Genomic DNA, 18,526 nt, shown 5'->3' with positions numbered 1-18,526 from the left:
ATTTTTAGTGAGTATTCGACCTCTTTTCGCTGCCCTGGCCGTTCTGGCTCTGGCGGGTTGTGCAGCCGATCCGGCGCCGAATGAACAAATTCGCCTGACCGAGCAGGCACTCGAACAAGCCAAGGCCGTGGGTGGCACCGCTGAAGACGTGCCGGAGTTGAAACTGGCCGAAGACAAGTTCTCCCGCGCCCAGGGCGACATGACCGACCAGTCCTACAAGCATGCCCGCATGCGCGCCGAACAGGCTGAACTGGACGCACGCCTGGCCGAAGCCAAGGTCCTGACCCTCAAGAGCCAAGAGCAGTTGAATCTTCTCAATACCCGCATCACTCGCCTGCGCAAGCAACTGGGAGATGCCCAATGAGTCTCAAGTCCAAAGCGCTCGGCGGTTTGATCCTGGTTGGTTGCGTCAGCCTTTACGGCTGCGCCGGCCAGCACAGCGAGTCCGCGTTGCAAGATGCCGGTGCCGACTTCCAGAAGGTCAAGGAAGACTCCAACGTGTTGCGTATCGCGCCGAAAGACGTGATCCGCGCCGGTGAGTCGCTGGCCCGCGCTGATCGTCTGTCCAGCTATTGGGGCAGCGGTTCCGATGTGGTGCATTACGCTTACCTGAGCCAGCGCTACAGCGCCATTGCCCGTGAACACACCAACCAGGTGCTCAACGAAGAGAAGGCGGCGAAGCTCGAACTGGAGCGCCAGCGCCTGCAATTGGCCCTGCGCGAATCCAAGTTGCTCAGCGTGCAGCAACAGGGCAAGTGGCTTGAAGAGCAAATCGTCGCACTGGCCACCACCCAGACCGACCGTGGTTTGGTGATGACCCTGGGCGATGTGCTGTTCGACACCGGCGAAGCAGAATTGAAAAACTCGGCAAACCGCGTCGTGTTGAAGATCGTGCAATTCCTGCAGCTCAATCCCAAGCGCGTGGTGCGGATCGAAGGCTACACCGACAGCACCGGCGGCAAGCAGGACAACCTCAAGCTGTCCCGTGACCGTGCGCAATCGGTGGCCGATGTGCTGATGGACCTGGGCATCGACGACAAACGCATCCAGGTCGAAGGCTATGGCGATGAATACCCGGTGGACGTGAACGCCACCGAACGTGGCCGTGCGCAGAACCGTCGGGTGGAAATTGTGTTCTCCGACGAAAAAGGCCAGCTCGGCGCTGCCCGGTAGGAGCTGGCGAAGCCTGCGATCTTTTGATCTTGCTCTCGATACTCAAGTGGGCCAGAAAAGATCGCAGCCTCGTTTCACTCGACAGCTCCTACAAACCCGGCCTGCCAGACAGCGCCGGGTTTTTTTGTGCCTGCGAATCACTTCACGCTCTTCAAAAAAGCAGTACAGATTTTGCTGACACTGCACTGTACGGTCGACTATTGTGGCAACTGTCCCCGTACACTTCTAAACTGTTCCGGTATTGTTTCACACAAGAATAAAATGCCCGTGAAATCGAGTACTGCGTCATGACCAATCTCTTGCTCTACCAACGTATTGCTCAGCAACTGGCCGAGGACATCCGTCGTGGTGTCTATCAACCGGGGGAGCGCGTGCCATCGGTGCGCAAGATGAGCTCGCAGCTCAATGTCAGCCATGCGACGGTGCTGCAGGCTTACGCCAACCTTGAGGACCAGGGCCTGATTCGTGCCCGGCCGCAATCGGGTTACTACGTACACCAGACCCCGGCGCTGACCGCGCCGACCCCGGACATCGCCCGGGTCGAGCGGCCCGGCCTGGTCACTCGCAGCAGCATCATCCAGCAAGTGTTGGTGGAGTCCCGCCGCGAAGGCGTGTTCCCACTGGGCGCTGCGGTGCCGAGCGTCGACTATTTGCCGGTGCGGGCGCTGCACCAGCAATTGGCCAAGGTCACCCGGTTCCATAGTCCTCGGGCGTTCAGTTACATGTTCAGTCCCGGTTTCGAGCCGTTGCGCCGACAAGTGGCGATCCGCATGCGTGATGCCGGCGTGGTGGTCGATCCGTCCGAAGTGGTGATCACCCACGGTTGTGTCGATGCCTTGCAGATGTCGCTGCGGGTCCTGACCCGGCCGGGGGACCTGATCGCCGCTGAGTCGCCGACTTATTACGGTCTGCTGCAACTGGCCGACTTGCTGGGCCTCAAAGTCATCGAAATTCCCAGCGATCCGGCCACCGGGATGAGCCTCGAAGCCCTGCAACTGGCGGCCAACCAGTGGTCGATCAAGGCGTTGGTGCTCACCACCCGCCTGAGCAATCCACTGGGCGGCACCATGCCCGAAGAGCGCCAGAAGCAACTGCTGCGCCTGGCCTCGGATTTCGATATCCAGATTGTCGAAGACGATATCTACGGCGAATTGATGTTCGAGCAGGGCCGCACCAAATCCCTCAAGGCCTACGACCGGCTCGACCGGGTGATCTATTGCTCGAGTTTCTCCAAGACCCTGTCGCCGGGGGTGCGGATCGGCTGGATGATCGCGGGCAAGTACCAGCAGGAAATCCAGCGTTTGCAGACCTTCAGCACCCATTCGGCGTGCAGCGTCACGCAGATGGGCATCGCGGCGTATCTGGAAAACGGCGGCTACGACCGGCATTTGCGCTTCATCCGCCAGGAGTACCGCAAGAATCTCAGTGCCTTCCAGTTGGCGGTGCAGCAGTACTTCCCCGAAGGCACGCAGATGAGCCGGCCAACCGGTGGCTTCATTTTGTGGGTCAGCCTGCCGGGGCGGGTCAATACCCAGGAATTGCATGTGCGGGCCTTGCAGCAAGGCATCAGCATCGCGCCGGGGCTGATTTTCAGTAATACCGAGCAATTCAATCACTGCATTCGCCTGAACTGCGGCACGCCTTGGAACCGCGAGGCCGAGCGGGCGTTGATGACCCTCGGGCTGCTGGCCACCCAACTGTGTCAGGAAACAGCCAGCGGTTTTTGATTCCACGGGCAGGTCATTGCTGCCCGTGCTTGTCATGGCGCGTTTAACAGGCGAGCATATGGCCCTCTGCCGTTAGCGCCGTTGGGTCCATGAAACCGATTTTTTCTGCTGCCTGGCTGTCAATCTGCCTCGTCATGACTGTGTTACCGGAAGGTGTCATGGCCGCTGCTGCCCAGGAAAAACCGGTCGCCAGCAGTTCCCAGGCCACCGCGAAGAAACCGGTCGCGGCCAAAAAAGCGACGCCGGCCAAGAAGAAAGCCGCCCCCATCAAAAAGCGCCCGCCCATTGCTTCCAAGTCCAAGTCGGCCAGTGAAGTGGTCAAGACCACCCAACTGCCACCCGCTAATCTTGACTTGAGCCTGCCCAAGCAAATGGTCGAAGAGCTCAAGCCCAAGGGGACTGTGCCATTGCCCAAGCACGATGGGGTCTTGCCACAAATGTTTGGCGACAAATCCAGTGACTTCCAGCTCAACGGTCGTCTGCTGAGCAACGAAATGCAGTTGCAACTGCGCAACGAAGAGCGTCGCGAGGTCGAAGGCGCGGCACTGGAATTCGAGTTCAAGCGCTAAATCATTCCCATCGGTGAGCCGCGGGCCAGACGCTTCGTCGGAGACTGGTCGGTCACGTTCGCTTGAGCGTAAAAACTCACCTTCAAGTAATTTTAAACAGTCGTTTTAGCGGGTACTCTGTGCCACGTCCCTTTTACACATTGCCCGTCGCGAGGTGTTTGTCGTCATGAAATGCCGTGAAGGCTGTGGCGCCTGCTGTATTGCCCCTTCCATCAGTTCACCGATTCCCGGCATGCCGCAAGGCAAACCCGCTGGAGAACGTTGCGTGCAACTGTCGGTCGAAAACCTGTGCAACATTTTCGGCCAGGCAGAGCGTCCGGCGGTCTGTTCGGCCTTTCAAGCCGATGCCGAGGTTTGCGGCAACAGCAGTGAAGAAGCCATCCGGCTGATTGGCTGGTGGGAGCAAATGACGGCGGCGTGATGTGTTCAACGAACGGAACTTCAACAATAAGGAATAAAACTATGGGTTCGCTGCATCGTATCGCTGTGCTGTGTGGTTTGACGGTTGTGCTGGCCACTTCGGCCGCCCAGGCTGAAGACTGGAAAGTCGCCAAAAACGAAGACGGCATCAAAGTGTCCCTGAGCGAAGTGGCCGGTTCCGATTACAAGGCCTACCAGGGCGTCACTCTGATGAAGACCACCATCGCCAAATTGCGCGCGCTGCAGGAAGACGTGGCGGGAGCCTGTGCCTGGATTCACGAGTGCAAAGCCCAGAAGTTGCTCAAGCACGAAGGCGATCAGAGCTGGACCTACACCCAGTTCAACACCCCATGGCCCGTCACCCCGCGTGATTCGGTGTTGCACGTCACCACCGTCGAAGGTGCCGACGGCAGCCTGACCCGCAAACTCGAAGGCGTGCCGAAGTACATTCCTGAGGAAAAAGGTTTTGTGCGGGTCGCCAAAGTCGAGGGTTACTGGAAGTTCGTACCCAAGGGTGATCAGGTCGAAGTAACCTATCAGGTGCACACCGAGCCGGGCGGCAGCGTGCCATCGATGATCGCCAACAAGTTCGTAGTCGATGCCCCGTTCAACACCCTCAAAGCCCTTAAAGAGCGCGCCGAGAAGTAATCGCGCCGCGCTTTCGATAACGCCCCGACTGGTTCGGGGCGTTTTTCATTCAGGGCCAGCTTAAACGCAACCCCTGTGGGGGCGGGCTTGCTCGCGAGGCGGTGTGTCAGCCGACATCAATGTTGAATGTTCAATTGCATTCGCGAGCAAGCCCGCTCCCACAGGTTTGGTGCTGTATCAGGTTGGGGCTTTATTGTGTTTCCGGATATGCGTTGCACGAAATTTTCACAAAGCCTCCAAGACAATTCGCCCTCGCCAACATCCCGCAAAGTAATCAATAGCAATGCCGCGATTGATCGTGCAACATTTGCGCACCCGCGCAAGCCCCGGGGTCAGGTACTGGCCAACAGAGGGCAGGGCGCAGCTGTATTTTGAAACTTAAACTTCCAATGGGTCCTAAAACGACATGGCAAACCCGGACGCCCTGAATCAGCAGCGAGCTTCTAGTCGCCTGCTGCAACCGACCGTCAAATCGCATCTGGCCTACACGCTGTTGTGTGCCTTGGTCATGATGGTCATGTTCAGCCTGCTGCGCGTAGCGCTGCTGGTCTACAACCGCGCGATGATCCTCGACACCCCGGCTTCGACCTTCCTCGAAGCATTCGCCAATGGCCTGCGTTTCGACTTGCGCCTGGTGGTCTACCTCATTATCCCGTTGCTGCTGGCATTGTTCAGCGCCCGGGCCATGGCGGCTCGCGGGTTCTTCCGTTTCTGGCTGACCATCGCTTCGAGCATCGCGCTGTTCCTCGGCCTGATGGAGATGGACTTCTACCGTGAGTTCCACCAGCGCCTCAACGGGCTGGTGTTCCAGTATGTGAAAGAAGACCCGAAAACCGTGATGAGCATGCTCTGGTACGGTTTCCCGGTGGTTCGCTACCTGCTGGCCTGGGCCGTGGGCACCTTGCTCCTGACCCTGGCGTTCAAGGGCGCCGACCGCGCCACCCGTCCCCGTGGTCCGTTCAGCGGTGGCAGCATCGGCACGCGTCAGATTGCGCCGTGGTATGCGCGCATCGCGGTGTTCGTGGTCTGCCTGCTGGTTTGTGTGGTCGCCGCCCGCGGCACCCTGCGCCAGGGCCCTCCACTGCGTTGGGGTGACGTCTACACCACCGATTCCAACTTCGCCAACCAGTTGGGCCTCAACGGCACGCTGTCACTGATCGCGGCGGCCAAGAGCCGCATGTCCGAAGATCGCGACAACATCTGGAAAGCCACGCTGCCACAGCCCCAGGCCCAGCAGACCGTGCGCGACATGTTGCTGACCCCGAGCGACAAACTGGTCGATGACGACATCGCCGCAGTACGCCGCAACTACACGCCGGACGCCAACAAGACCCTGCCGATCAAGAACGTTGTCGTGATCCTGATGGAAAGCTTCGCCGGTCACTCGGTGGGCGCCCTGGGTCGTCCCGGCAACATCACGCCAGCCTTCGACAAGTTGTCGAAAGAAGGCCTGCTGTTCGACCGCTTCTTCTCCAACGGCACCCATACCCACCAGGGCATGTTTGCCACCATGGCCTGCTTCCCGAACCTGCCAGGTTTCGAATACCTGATGCAGACGCCGGAAGGCAGCCACAAGTTGTCCGGCCTGCCGCAGTTGCTCAGCGCTCGCGACTATGACGATGTGTATGTCTACAACGGTGATTTCGCCTGGGACAACCAGTCGGGCTTCTTCAGCAACCAGGGCATGACCAACTTCATCGGGCGTAACGATTTCGTGAACCCGGTGTTCTCCGATCCGACGTGGGGCGTGTCCGACCAGGACATGTTCAACCGTGGCCTGGAAGAACTGAAGGCGCGCGATGGCAAGGACAAAAAGCCCTTCTATGCCTTGCTGCAAACCCTGTCCAACCACACGCCGTATGCCTTGCCGACGCCATTGCCGGTCGAGCGCGTGACCGATCGCGGCAGCCTGAACGAACACTTGACCGCCATGCGCTACTCCGACTGGGCGCTGGGTCAGTTCTTTGAGAAGGCGCGTAAAGAGCCTTACTTCAATGAAACCCTGTTCGTGGTTGTCGGCGACCATGGTTTCGGCGACGAGCAGCAAATCACCGAAATGGACCTGGGTCGCTTCAACGTGCCGATGCTGATGATCGCACCGGGCATACAGGAAAAATTCGGCCAGCGTGACCACACCGTGGGCACTCAAATCGACATCGTGCCGACCATCATGGGTCGCGTCGGTGGCGACGTGATTCACCAGTGCTGGGGCCGCGACCTGCTGAACCTGCCGGAAGGCGACAAGGGTTTTGGCGTGATCAAACCTTCGGGCAGCGATCAGACCGTGGCCTTGCTGACCGCCGACCGCGTGCTGGTACTGCCTAAAGAGATGCCGCCAAAGCTGTATCACTACGAACTGGGCGCCAACCCGAAAGGCGAAGTGATTCCAGAGTCGCCTGACGAAGCAGCCCTCAAGCAGAAACTCGAGTCGTTCCTGCAAACCGCGACCAAGAGCCTGCTGGATAACACCGCCGGCGTGGTTAACGGCAAGCCGGACTAAATAGTCGAGGCAATAAAAAAGAGGCCCTTTTTCAAGGGCCTCTTTTTTTTGGGTCGGGTTAAATCTTATATCTTGCCGAGCAAGAGCAGAATCAACAGCACTACCAACACGACGCCGAGGATACCCGATGGACCATAACCCCAACTTCTTGAGTGCGGGAATACTGGCAAACCACCGATCAGCAGCAGGATCAGGATAACGATAAGAATTGTGCCCATGTCTATTTCCTTGTTGGAAGTGTTCTGAATGACCTAGCGTTTTAACTATCAGCCGGAATGCAATAAATCCGAACTGCTTACAAAATCCGACTCACGCGGATGAAAGAAAATTCAAAGTTTTTTAATGTTTTTTAGAAAGAAGGCTTATTTCTTTTTCGCGTCTTGTTAGTTGGTCAGTTGGACCGCGTTATCGTTCTTCGCGGGCAAGCCTCGCTCCTACAGGTTTTGCGTCGATCACGGCATACACGATCAAGGCGCGTTTATGTAGGAGCGAGGCTTGCCCGCGAAGGCCGCGACCCGGTCTCAAGCCGTGCGCCGGTTTGCGCGGACCATTCAGCAATCTGATGGAGCGTGGGTCGGGCTGTTTCCTTCGCTACACTCGGCGCATCTTCCCCAGAACAACAAGGCTGTTTGCTATGCAAAATCGCATGATGATCACTGGCGCAGGCTCGGGCCTGGGTCGCGAAATCGCACTGCGCTGGGCCCGCGAAGGCTGGCAACTGGCGTTGTCGGATGTCAGCGAACCCGGTCTGCAAGAAACCCTGAAGCGGGTGCGCGAGGCCGGTGGCGACGGGTTTATCCAGCGTTGCGATGTACGCGATTACAGCCAACTCACTGCCTTTGCCCAGGCGTGCGAAGAGAAACTCGGTGGCATCGATATCATCGTCAACAACGCCGGAGTGGCTTCGGGCGGGTTCTTTAGCGAGTTGTCCCTGGAAGACTGGGACTGGCAGATCGCGATCAACCTGATGGGTGTGGTCAAGGGCTGCAAGGCCTTCCTGCCGCTGCTGGAAAAAAGCAAAGGCAAGATCATCAACATCGCCTCCATGGCCGCACTGATGCAAGGCCCGGCCATGAGCAACTACAACGTGGCCAAGGCTGGCGTGGTGGCATTGTCCGAAAGCCTGCTGATCGAACTGGCGCACCAGGAAGTGGGCGTGCACGTGGTCTGCCCGTCGTTCTTCCAGACCAACCTGCTGGATTCTTTCCGTGGCCCGACGCCAGCGATGAAAGCCCAGGTCGGCAAGTTGCTGGAAAGCTCACCGATCACCGCCACCGACATTGCCGACTACATCTACACGCAAGTGGCCGCCGGCGAGTTCATGATCCTTCCCCACGAACAAGGCCGCATGGCTTGGGCAATCAAGCAGAAAAATCCACAATTGCTGTACAACGAAATGACCGTCATGGCCGACAAAATGCGCGCCAAGGCCAAACAAACCGCAGGCTGATCTTGCCCGCAGGCAACGTCGTGGTTAGGGTGGCCGCCATCGGTCATCCTCACGAGACGCCAGCATGCTCAATTACCTGTGGTTTTTCCTCGCCGCGCTGTTTGAAATCGCCGGCTGCTTTGCGTTCTGGATGTGGCTGCGCCAGGGCAAAAGTGCTCTGTGGGTGATCCCGGCATTGTTGAGCCTGACCCTGTTCGCCTTGCTGCTGACCCGGGTCGAAGCGACCTACGCGGGCCGCGCCTATGCCGCCTACGGTGGCATCTACATCATTGCGTCGATTGGCTGGCTGGCCGTCGTCGAGCGGATTCGTCCGCTGGGCTCTGACTGGATTGGCGTGGCGCTGTGCGTAATCGGCGCGACCGTCATCCTTTTCGGTCCGCGCTTCTCCGCTTCCTGAAGGATCGGTCTGATTTGCAGGACGTGTCTGTAAGGGGATTCAAGCCGGGTTGTAGGGCATGACTGATTTGCCGTCAGCACATTGAAGGCCCAGTACGCGCGGGGCATCTTTGGGGTCCAGTAACCCTGAAGGACGAATGCCATGCTTGTACTCAGTCGTGTCGTAGGTGAGTTGATTTCCATCGGTGACAACATTTCCGTGCGCATTCTGGCGGTCAACGGCGGCAGCGTGCGCTTTGGCGTCGAAGCCCCCCAAGACGTTAATGTGCACCGGGCCGAAGTCTACGAACGCATCCAGGTCAAACTGGCGAAAAGCAAAGGACGCTAAGCGGCTCAGTCGAACAGGTGCTTGGGCACATCGTGCTTGAGCATCAACTGGCATTGCTCGCTGTCCGGGTCAAAAACGATCAGTGCCTGGCCTTTGGTCAGCGCCTGGCGAACTCGTAATACGCGGGTTTCCAGCGGCGTGTCATCGCCATTGTCCGTGCCGTCGCGGGTCACGAAATCCTCGATCAGGCGGGTGAGGGTGTCGACTTCAAGTTGGTCGTAGGGGATCAGCATAGGCACCTCGGCTAAAACAATGGCGCGATGCTACGGCGAATGCGGTTTTGCGGCTAGCCCGGTTGTGAATGGGTGTCTGATCTGACGCCTTCGCGGGCAAGCCTCGCTCCTACAGGGTATGTGTCGATCCGAATGTTGCGATCGACACAAAACCTGTAGGAGCGAGGCTTGCCCGCGAAGGCGATATTTCAGACACCGCAGGACTTAGCTATCGTTGCGCTGCCCAACAAGACTATCCACCGACGGCACCCGCGTGTCGCTTTCCATCTGCGTGTCATGTTCGATCTGGTGACTGAACCGGTCCAGCGAACCCTTGGCCGGTTGGGCATCGCTGGCAAATACCGGTGGGCTCAGGATGTACGCACCCAGCAAACGACTCAGCGCCGCCAGGCTGTCGATGTGGGTCCGTTCATAGCCGTGAGTCGCATCGCAGCCGAACGCCAGCAGCGCGGTGCGGATGTCGTGCCCGGCGGTGACCGCCGAATGGGCGTCGCTGAAGTAATAGCGGAACAGGTCGCGGCGCACCGGCAAGTCGTTGTCACTGGCCAATCGCAGTAAATGCCGCGACAGGTGATAGTCATACGGCCCGCCGGAATCCTGCATCGCCACGCTCACCGCGTGTTCGCTGGAGTGCTGCCCCGGCGCGACCGGCGCAATGTCGATGCCGACGAATTCACTGACATCCCACGGCAACGCGGCCGCGGCGCCACTGCCGGTTTCCTCGGTAATGGTGAACAGCGGGTGGCAGTCGATCATCAGTTCTTCGCCGCTGTCGACGATGGCTTTCATTGCCGCCAGCAATGCGGCGACCCCGGCCTTATCGTCCAGGTGACGGGCGCTGATATGGCCGCTTTCGGTGAACTCCGGCAACGGGTCAAACGCCACGAAATCGCCGACGCTGATCCCCAGGGAATCGCAATCGGCGCGGGTGGCGCAGTAGGCGTCCAGGCGCAATTCGACGTGATCCCAACTGATCGGCATTTCATCCACGGCGGTATTGAACGCGTGCCCGGAGGCCATCAACGGCAACACGCTGCCACGGATCACGCCATTGTCGGTAAACAGGCTGACCCGGCTGCCCTCGGCAAACCGGCTCGACCAGCAGCCGACCGGGGCCAGGGTCAGGCGCCCGTTATCCTTCACCGCACGCACTGCTGCGCCGATGGTGTCCAGGTGCGCGGAAACCGCACGGTCGGGGCTGTTCTTCTTGCCCTTGAGGGTGGCGCGGATGGTGCCGCGCCGGGTCATTTCAAACGGAATGCCCAGCTCTTCGAGCCGTTCGGCGACGTAACGCACAATGGTGTCGGTGAACCCCGTCGGGCTGGGAATGGCGAGCATTTCCAGCAGGACTTTTTGCAGGTAGTTGAGATCCGGTTCGGGAATTTTGCTGGTCATGGAAACTCCTGATGAGTAACGAACATCGATGGTTTCGATGAGGGGAAAGATCTTTGTCGCCTGTCCGGCCGCCTTCGCGAGCAAGCCCGCTCCCACTTTTTGGAATGCGTTCCCCTGTGGGAGCGAGGCTTGCCCGCGAAGGCGTCAGCTCAGGCGATACACGTCTAAGAGGCTGCCGGCTGACTATGCGGAAACAACAAATCCACAAAGCGTTCCGCCGTCGGTTGCGGTTCGTGGTTGGCCAGGCCGGCGCGTTCGTTGGCTTCGATAAACACATACTCCGGCTGGTCGGCGGCGGGCACCATCAGGTCGAGGCCGACCATTGGAATATCCAGCGCCCGGGCCGCACGCACGGCAGCGTCCACCAGCGTCGGATGCAGGATCGCGGTGACATCCTCCAACACGCCGCCGGTATGAAGATTCGCCGTACGCCGCACGAACAGATGCTCGCCCGCCGGCAGAATGCTGTTGTAGTCGTAACCCGCCGCTTGCAAGGTGCGCTCGGTTTCATGGTCCAGCGGAATCTTGCTCTCACCGCTGGTGGCCGCCTGCCGGCGTCGACTCTGGGCTTCGATCAGCGCACCGATGGAATGTTGGCCGTCACCGACCACTTCCGCCGGCCGCCGAATTGCCGCAGCGACCACTTCAAAACCGATCACCACAATTCGCAAATCCAGCCCTTCGTGGAAGCTTTCCAGCAACACCCGCGAATCGAACTTGCGCGCCGCTTCGATGGCTTGCTGGACCTCTTCAATGGTCTGCAAATCCACCGCAACGCCTTGTCCCTGTTCGCCATCCAGCGGCTTGACCACCACACGTTCGTGCTCGTCGAGAAACGCCAGGTTATCGTCGCCGTTGCCCGCCAGTTGCTGGGAGGGCAGGTTCAGGCCGGCCGCTTTCAACACCTTATGGGTCAGGCTCTTGTCCTGGCACAGGCTCATGCTGATAGCGCTGGTCAGGTCGCTAAGGGATTCGCGGCAACGCACCCGGCGCCCGCCATGGCTGAGGGTGAACATCCCGGCGTCCGCATCATCGACCTGCACATCAATGCCGCGACGATGGGCTTCCTCGACGATGATTCGCGCATAAGGATTGAACTCCGCCTCCGGCCCCGGCCCAAGGAACAACGGCTGATTGATGCCGTTCTTGCGCTTGATGGCGAAGGTCGAGAGGTTACGAAAACCGAGCTTGGCGTAGAGACTTTTCGCCTGGCGGTTGTCGTGCAATACCGACAGGTCCAGGTAACTCAGCCCACGGCTCATGAAGTGCTCGATCAAATGCCGCACCAGCACTTCGCCGACACCGGGCCGCGAGCAATGTGGGTCAACCGCCAGGCACCAAAGACTGCTGCCGTTTTCCGGGTCGTTGTAGGCCTTGTGATGATTGAGGCCCATGACGCTGCCGATGATCGCGCCGCTGTCTTCGTCTTCAGCCAGCCAATACACCGGGCCGCCCATATGACGTGGGGTCAGCAATGACGCATCGATCGGCAACATGCCGCGCGCCTGATACAGCAGGTTGATCGCCTGCCAATCGGCCTCGCTCTGGGCCCGGCGAATACGAAAGCCGCGAAACACCCGGGTTGATTGCCGGTAATCGCTGAACCACAGGCGCAACGTGTCGGACGGATCAAGGAATAACTGCGCCGGTTCCAGCCCCAGCACTTGCTGGGGCGCCGCAACATACAACGCGATATCGCGCTCGCCGGGCTGCTCGTTGAGCAACTCCTGGGCGATGCTCGCCGCATCAGGAAAGGTATGCCCGATCAGCAACCGGCCCCAACCGCAATGCACCGCAATCGGCGCGGCGTTCAATTCGCTGCCATCTTCGGCCAGGCGCGCCTGCAAGCGTTCGTAGGAGGGGGACTGACCGCGCAACAAGCGTTGGCTGTAAGCCGAGGCGTGGGGTTTCATCGATCAGAGTCCTTGTTCACTGAGCCACAGGTTCAGTGCCGCCAATTGCCACAGCTTGGAGCCGCGCAACGGGGTCAACTGGCCTTGCGGGTCGGTCAGCAGGCGGTCGAGCATGGCCGGGTTGAACAGGCCGCGATCCTGGCTTGGATCGAGCAGCAGTTCGCGCACCCAGTTCAGCGTATCGCCCTGCAAATGCTTGAGGCCGGGCACCGGGAAGTAGCCTTTTTTGCGGTCGATCACTTCACTCGGAATGACCAATCGTGCTGCTTCTTTCAGGACTTGCTTACCGCCGTCCGGCAATTTGAATTTGCCCGGCACCCGGGCCGACAGTTCCACCAGGCGATAGTCGAGAAACGGCGTACGTGCTTCCAGGCCCCAGGCCATGGTCATGTTGTCGACGCGTTTGACCGGGTCGTCCACCAGCATGATCGTGCTGTCCAGACGCAGGGCTTTGTCCACTGCGGCATCGGCGCCGGGCTGTGCGAAATGTTCCTTCACGAAGTCGCCGGCGGCGTCATTCGCTGTCAGCCATTTCGGCTGCACGGTGGCGGCGTAGTCTTCGTAGCTGCGGTCGAAAAACGCCTCGCGATAGGCCGCATACGGATCGGCGGCGCCGTCCACTTGCGGATACCAGTGATAACCGGCGAACAACTCGTCCGCGCCCTGGCCGCTCTGCACAACCTTGCAGTGCTTGGCCACTTCACGAGACAGCAAATAAAAGGCAATGCAGTCATGGCTGACCATCGGCTCGCTCATGGCGCGGAACGCCGCGGGCAATTGCTCGATGATCTCGCTTTCCTGGATGCGCAATTGATGGTGCTGCGTGTTGTAGTGCTTGGCGATCAGGTCCGAATACTGGAATTCGTCGCCACGCTCGCCGCCGGCATCCTGGAAACCGATGGAGAAGGTCGACAGATTCTCGACACCGACTTCACGCAACAGGCCTACGAGCATGCTCGAATCGACGCCGCCGGACAGCAACACGCCAACATCGACGGCCGCACGTTGACGGATGGCGACGGCATCGCGGGTGCTGTCGAGCACGCGGTCGCGCCAGTCTTCCAGGGTCAGGTTCAGCTCATCGGCATGGGGGCCGTAGGGCAGGGTCCACCAGGTTTTCTGCTCGGTGGTGCCATCCGCCTCGATGCGCATCCAGGTTGCCGGCGGCAGTTTTTCGATGCCGGCGATCAAGGTGCGCGGGGCCGGGACCACCGCATGGAAATTCAGGTAATGGTTGAGTGCCACCGGGTCGAGCATCGGGCTGATATCGCCGCCCTTGAGCAACGCCGGCAACGCCGATGCAAAGCGCAGGCGCTGGCCGGTGCGCGACAGGTACAGCGGCTTCACGCCGAGACGGTCACGGGCGATGAACAGGCGCTGGGCGTCACGTTCCCAAATCGCGAAAGCAAACATGCCATTGAGCTTGGGCAGCAGTGCCTCGCCCCAGGCGTGATAGCCCTTGAGCAGCACTTCGGTGTCGCCGCCGGAATAGAAGGCATAACCGAGGGCTTCAAGCTCGGCGCGCAGTTCCGGGAAGTTGTAGATCGCGCCGTTGAAGGCCAGGGACAAGCCCAATTGGTTGTCGATCATCGGCTGCGCCGAGCCGTCCGACAGGTCCATGATTTTCAGGCGACGATGGCCCAGGGCAATCGGCCCCTGGCTGTGGAAGCCCCACGCATCCGGACCGCGAGGGGCCAGGTGATGGGTGATTCGTTCAACGGCCGCAAGGTCCGCAGGTTGATGATCAAAGCGTAACTCGCCAGCTAATCCGCACATAAAGTCCTTACCGGTTTTTCCGTTGGGGAGGGTCAATCATTTCCGCGCCAAAACGGCGGGTACTCTGAAACTGACCCGGTGACTTGGCGGGAGTTTTAGATCGATCGGTTATAAGTAGCGGGGCGAGGATATTGCGGGTGACAGGCACAACGTCAGTTGTGCCCGGTGGTAGAGCGTTATACGAAGGCTGAAAGTGAAGGCTCGAAGCCGTGCGGATCAGACTCCGCGAATCAGCCGGCGCAAGGCAAAGCGGTTCGGATGACAAGCCTCGGCCACACTGCGCGGCAGGGGCAGCGGTTCGTTTTCCAGCCAGGCTGCCAGCAACTCGCCGGACAACGGCGCGGTGATCAACCCCCGGGAACCGTGGCCGCTATTGACGTACAAACCGTCGAGCCAGGGGCACTGGACGTCAGGCACTTGCCGGGCGTCCTTGCTCAGGGCGGCGTAGGCCTGGTTGAACGCCTGGCCATCGGCGAGCGGCCCGACGATGGGCAGGTAGTCGGAGCTGGTGCAACGGAACGCCGCGCGACCTTGGAGTTGATCGGCGTCCAGTTGATCGGCGTGCAGGCGGGTGACCAGATCGCTGGAGATCTCTTCCAGCAGTTGCAGGTTGCCCAAGTGTTCGGCAGTGGTCGGCGTCAGGTCGTCGCTGGTGAAATCGAAACTGGCGCCCAGGGTGTGTTCCCCCAGGCGTGCTGGCGCGACATACCCTTCGGCGCAAACCACCGTGGCCAGGCTTTGGCTCTCGTTGGTTTGCGCCAGTCGGGTGATTTGCCCGCGAATGCGTTTGAGCGGCAGGTCGGCGCTTTGCGCGAAACGCTTGATCTCGGCGGCACCGGCCAACACCACCACCGGTGCGCTGGCGAGCAGGGTGTCGCCGTCCCAGGCTTGCCACTGGTCATCGACCTTGCGCAATTCCAGCACATCGCGATGGGTGAGCAATTGAACGTTGGGCCGCGAAGCCTGCCACTGGCACAGCGCCGGCGGATGCACCCAGCCACCCTCGGGATAGAACAAGCCGCCATGGGCCAACGCAATGCCGGCCCGTGTCTCGGCTTGCGCTTGATCCAGTATGTGCAGCAGATCTGCAGGAAACGCCGCCGCCAATTGCGCCTGACGCTCGGCTTCCTTGGCATTGAACGCCAGTTGCAACACACCGCAGCCGTCCCAGTCCACACCGCGATGCAACTGTTCAAGCACCCGCCGGGTATGGCCGAAACCGCTGACAATCAATTGCGACAACGCGGTGCCGTGGGCCGACAGCTTGAGGTACAGCACGCCTTGGGGATTGCCCGAGGCTTCCTGGGCGATATCGGCATGACGCTCCATCAAACTCACCTGCCAACCCCGCGCCGCGAGACTGGCCGCACTGGCGCAACCCGCCAGGCCTGCGCCGATGACCAGGGCGTGGCGCTCGCCGTTATTTGGCGCAGGGCGAGCGAACCACGGCTTGGCCGGCATCGGTGCCGGCGTCTCGGCAGGCCAACCGACGAAGGCACCACGCAGGATTTCCCATTTGTGGCCGATGCCCGGCGTGCGCTTCATTTTGAAGCCCGCCGCGTTGAGCAACCGACGGACCCAACCGGTGCTGGTAAAAGTGCTGATGGTCGAGTCGGGGGCGGCCAGGCGCGCCAGTTCGGCGAACAGCTCGGCGGTCCACATGTCGGGGTTTTTCGCCGGGGCGAAACCGTCGAGAAACCACGCATCGATCTGCGCATCCAGTTGCGGCAACTGCTCCAGCGCATCGCCGATCAGCAAGGTCAGGGTCACTCGGCCGTTATCCATCACCAAGCGTTGAAAGCCCTGATGGATCGCCACGTACTGGGCCAACAATTGATCGGCGAATGGCTTGAGTTCCGGCCACAGCGCCAGCGCCCGTTTCAGGTCCGGGGCGGTCAGCGGGTACTTTTCCACGCTGACAAAATGCAGCCGCGCACCGGCCACGGCTTGCTCTTCGAACAGTTGCCAGGCGCAGAGGAAATTCAATCCGGTGCCAAAACCGGTCTCGCCAATCACCAGGCGCCCGTCGGCGGGCAACGCGGCAAAACGTTCCTTCAGACGGTTTTGTTCGATGAACACGTAGCGAGTTTCGTCCAACCCGGACAGGTCGGAAAAATACACATCATCGAACACCCGCGAATACGGGCGTCCCTGGTCGTCCCAGTCAAGCTGGGCGTTGGGCAATTCAGGGTTCATGGCAGGCTCGGCAACGGCAAGGCGGGCATTCTAGCTGATCGACAGGCCTGTGCTTGATCCATGGCAAGTCCTTGGGCCGGCAGGACGGTGAAGATCAAGATCAAAAGATCGCAGCCTCGTTGCACTCGACAGCTCCTACATGGAATGCGTATCCCTGTAGGAGCTGCCGAAGGCTGCGATCTTTTGATCTTGAACTTCTCCCCCCACAGGAGAGGTCAATCCGCTAGTCTTGCTCAATCTTGGAACGGAGCCGCCCATGTTCGAATCTGCCGAAATCGGTCACGCCATCGACAAAGAAACCTACGACGCCGAAGTACCGATCCTGCGTGAAGCCTTGCTCGAAGCGCAGTTCGAACTTCAGCAGCAGCAACGTTTCCCGGTGATCATTTTGATCAATGGCATCGAAGGCGCCGGCAAGGGCGAGACGGTCAAGTTGCTCAACGAGTGGATGGACCCGCGACTGATCGAGGTGCGCACCTTCGACCAGCAGACCGACGAAGAACTGGCGCGGCCACCGGCCTGGCGCTATTGGCGAATGCTGCCGGCCAAGGGCCGCATGGGGATTTTCTTCGGCAACTGGTACAGCCAGATGCTCCAGGGCCGGGTCCATGGCGACTTCAAAAATGCGGTGCTGGATCAGGCGATCAACCAGTCCGAGCGTTTCGAAAAAATGCTCTGTGACGAAGGCGCGCTGATCTTCAAGTTCTGGTTCCACCTCTCCAAGCAGCAAATGAAGGCGCGCCTCAAGGCACTCGCCGACGACCCGTTGCACAGTTGGCGCATCAGCCCGCTGGACTGGCAGCAGTCGCAAACCTACGACAAATTCGTCAAATACGGCGAGCGGGTATTGCGCCGCACCAGCCGCGACTACGCGCCGTGGCATGTGATCGAAGGCGTCGACCCGCACTACCGCAGCCTGACCGTTGGCAAAATCCTGCTCGAAGGCCTGCAAAGTGCCTTGAAACGGCCCGAGATCCATCCCGACAAGGTCAATGCGGCGCCGCTGCCGATTCATATCGATCAGTTGAACGTGCTCGACAGCCTGGATTTGACCCAGAGCCTGGACAAGGACGACTACGAAGAACAACTGATTACTGAGCAGGCGCGCTTCTCCGGCCTGATGCGCGATAAACGCATGCGTCAGCACGCGTTGGTGGCGGTGTTTGAAGGCAATGATGCGGCGGGCAAGGGTGGGGCGATTCGACGGGTGGCGGCAGCTCTCGACCCACGGCAGTACAGCATCGTGCCGATTGCCGCGCCCACCGAGGAAGAACGGGCGCAACCGTACCTGTGGCGCTTCTGGCGACACCTTCCGGCCAAGGGCAAGTTCACCGTGTTCGACCGCTCCTGGTACGGCCGGGTGCTGGTAGAACGCATCGAAGGTTTCTGCCCGCCGGCGGATTGGCTGCGGGCTTACAGCGAGATCAACGATTTCGAAGAGCAAATCTCCGAGTCCCACGTCATCGTGGTCAAGTTCTGGCTGGCCATCGACAAGCAGACCCAACTGGAGCGCTTCCAGGCTCGGGAGGACATCCCCTTCAAACGCTTCAAGATCACCGAAGACGACTGGCGCAACCGTGACAAGTGGGACGCGTATCGCGCCGCCGTCGGCGACATGGTCGATCGCACCAGCACCGAGATTTCGCCCTGGACCCTGGTGGAAGCCAACGACAAGCGCTGGGCGCGGGTGAAAGTGTTGCGCACCATTAACCGGGCGCTGGAAGAGGCGTTCGAAAAGGCTGACAAGAAGGCCAAGAAGCACAAGAAGTGAAACGATGGCTGCGCATACGCGAGGTGAATGA

17 protein-coding genes are annotated in these 18,526 nt (G+C 60.1%); 11 read left to right on the top strand and 6 right to left on the bottom strand.

The window, feature by feature from the left end; genetic code table 11:
- Nucleotides 1–7 precede the first annotated feature (7 nt).
- The 7 genes from BK665_RS15410 to BK665_RS15380 all read left to right on the top strand — a co-directional run bounded on the left by BK665_RS15410 (nucleotide 8) and on the right by BK665_RS15380 (nucleotide 7,037).
- Nucleotides 8–364 (top strand): DUF4398 domain-containing protein, encoded by a 357-nt coding sequence (locus BK665_RS15410; RefSeq protein WP_123406894.1) that lies wholly within the window; start codon nucleotides 8–10, stop codon nucleotides 362–364.
- Nucleotides 361–1,173: an OmpA family protein gene (locus BK665_RS15405; protein ID WP_123406892.1), complete on the top strand. Its 813-nt coding sequence runs from the start codon at nucleotides 361–363 to the stop codon at nucleotides 1,171–1,173. The genes BK665_RS15410 and BK665_RS15405 overlap by 4 nt, the downstream gene beginning before the upstream one ends.
- Nucleotides 1,174–1,460: 287 nt before the next feature.
- Nucleotides 1,461–2,900, top strand: a complete 1,440-nt coding sequence (locus tag BK665_RS15400) for an aminotransferase-like domain-containing protein (protein ID WP_123406891.1) — start codon at nucleotides 1,461–1,463, stop codon at nucleotides 2,898–2,900.
- A gap of 89 nt (nucleotides 2,901–2,989) precedes the next feature.
- Nucleotides 2,990–3,469 (top strand): translation initiation factor 2, encoded by a 480-nt coding sequence (locus BK665_RS15395; protein WP_123406888.1) that lies wholly within the window; start codon nucleotides 2,990–2,992, stop codon nucleotides 3,467–3,469.
- A gap of 166 nt (nucleotides 3,470–3,635) precedes the next feature.
- The gene (locus BK665_RS15390) at nucleotides 3,636–3,890 is read left to right on the top strand and encodes a YkgJ family cysteine cluster protein (protein WP_123406886.1); all 255 of its coding nucleotides are present in this window, start codon (nucleotides 3,636–3,638) and stop codon (nucleotides 3,888–3,890) included.
- A 41-nt stretch (nucleotides 3,891–3,931) separates the two neighbouring features.
- On the top strand, nucleotides 3,932–4,537 hold the full coding sequence (locus BK665_RS15385) for an START domain-containing protein (protein ID WP_123406884.1): 606 nt from the start codon (nucleotides 3,932–3,934) through the stop codon (nucleotides 4,535–4,537).
- 406 nt (nucleotides 4,538–4,943) lie between these two features.
- Nucleotides 4,944–7,037: an LTA synthase family protein gene (locus tag BK665_RS15380; protein ID WP_123406882.1), complete on the top strand. Its 2,094-nt coding sequence runs from the start codon at nucleotides 4,944–4,946 to the stop codon at nucleotides 7,035–7,037.
- Nucleotides 7,038–7,102: 65 nt separating this feature from the next.
- Here BK665_RS15380 and BK665_RS15375 read toward each other — a convergent pair whose 3' ends face one another.
- Nucleotides 7,103–7,261, bottom strand: a complete 159-nt coding sequence (locus tag BK665_RS15375; protein ID WP_178076589.1) for a DUF3309 family protein — start codon at nucleotides 7,259–7,261, stop codon at nucleotides 7,103–7,105.
- 410 nt (nucleotides 7,262–7,671) lie between these two features.
- Between BK665_RS15375 and BK665_RS15370 the strand changes: the two genes are divergently transcribed.
- The 3 genes from BK665_RS15370 to csrA all read left to right on the top strand — a co-directional run bounded on the left by BK665_RS15370 (nucleotide 7,672) and on the right by csrA (nucleotide 9,211).
- Nucleotides 7,672–8,487 carry an SDR family oxidoreductase gene (locus tag BK665_RS15370; protein WP_123406880.1) on the top strand — a complete coding sequence of 272 codons (816 nt, stop codon included), beginning with the start codon at nucleotides 7,672–7,674 and terminating at the stop codon, nucleotides 8,485–8,487.
- Between the two features lie 64 nt (nucleotides 8,488–8,551).
- A complete protein-coding gene (locus tag BK665_RS15365) occupies nucleotides 8,552–8,884 on the top strand; it encodes a YnfA family protein (protein WP_123406878.1) in 333 nt (110 codons plus the stop codon).
- Nucleotides 8,885–9,025: 141 nt separating this feature from the next.
- Nucleotides 9,026–9,211, top strand: coding sequence for a carbon storage regulator CsrA (gene csrA, locus BK665_RS15360; protein ID WP_123406876.1), 186 nt, complete (start codon nucleotides 9,026–9,028; stop codon nucleotides 9,209–9,211).
- A 5-nt stretch (nucleotides 9,212–9,216) separates the two neighbouring features.
- Here csrA and BK665_RS15355 read toward each other — a convergent pair whose 3' ends face one another.
- From BK665_RS15355 to mnmC, 5 genes are all read right to left on the bottom strand, one after another.
- Nucleotides 9,217–9,444 carry a YheU family protein gene (locus tag BK665_RS15355; RefSeq protein ID WP_010461751.1) on the bottom strand — a complete coding sequence of 76 codons (228 nt, stop codon included), beginning with the start codon at nucleotides 9,442–9,444 and terminating at the stop codon, nucleotides 9,217–9,219.
- Nucleotides 9,445–9,648: 204 nt separating this feature from the next.
- Entirely contained in the window at nucleotides 9,649–10,839 is a 1,191-nt protein-coding gene (locus tag BK665_RS15350) for an osmoprotectant NAGGN system M42 family peptidase (RefSeq protein WP_123406874.1), read from the bottom strand.
- A 164-nt stretch (nucleotides 10,840–11,003) separates the two neighbouring features.
- Nucleotides 11,004–12,752, bottom strand: a complete 1,749-nt coding sequence (gene ngg / locus BK665_RS15345) for an N-acetylglutaminylglutamine synthetase (protein WP_123406872.1) — start codon at nucleotides 12,750–12,752, stop codon at nucleotides 11,004–11,006.
- Nucleotides 12,753–12,755: 3 nt separating this feature from the next.
- Complete coding sequence (locus BK665_RS15340; protein WP_123406870.1) at nucleotides 12,756–14,528, bottom strand: N-acetylglutaminylglutamine amidotransferase; 1,773 nt, start codon at nucleotides 14,526–14,528, stop codon at nucleotides 12,756–12,758.
- 216 nt (nucleotides 14,529–14,744) lie between these two features.
- Nucleotides 14,745–16,724, bottom strand: coding sequence for a bifunctional tRNA (5-methylaminomethyl-2-thiouridine)(34)-methyltransferase MnmC2/FAD-dependent 5-carboxymethylaminomethyl-2-thiouridine(34) oxidoreductase MnmC1 (gene mnmC, locus BK665_RS15335; protein WP_123406868.1), 1,980 nt, complete (start codon nucleotides 16,722–16,724; stop codon nucleotides 14,745–14,747).
- 256 nt (nucleotides 16,725–16,980) lie between these two features.
- On the opposite strand from mnmC, the gene pap reads away from it, so the two are divergent.
- Nucleotides 16,981–18,495 carry a polyphosphate:AMP phosphotransferase gene (pap, locus tag BK665_RS15330; protein ID WP_123406866.1) on the top strand — a complete coding sequence of 505 codons (1,515 nt, stop codon included), beginning with the start codon at nucleotides 16,981–16,983 and terminating at the stop codon, nucleotides 18,493–18,495.
- The last annotated feature ends 31 nt before the right edge of the window (nucleotides 18,496–18,526 follow it).

Source organism: Pseudomonas frederiksbergensis, assembly GCF_003732665.1.
GTDB lineage: Bacteria > Pseudomonadota > Gammaproteobacteria > Pseudomonadales > Pseudomonadaceae > Aquipseudomonas > Aquipseudomonas frederiksbergensis_G.
The sequence above is the reverse complement of the archived record's forward strand: the minus strand, read 5'-3'. Positions and strand labels throughout refer to the sequence as shown.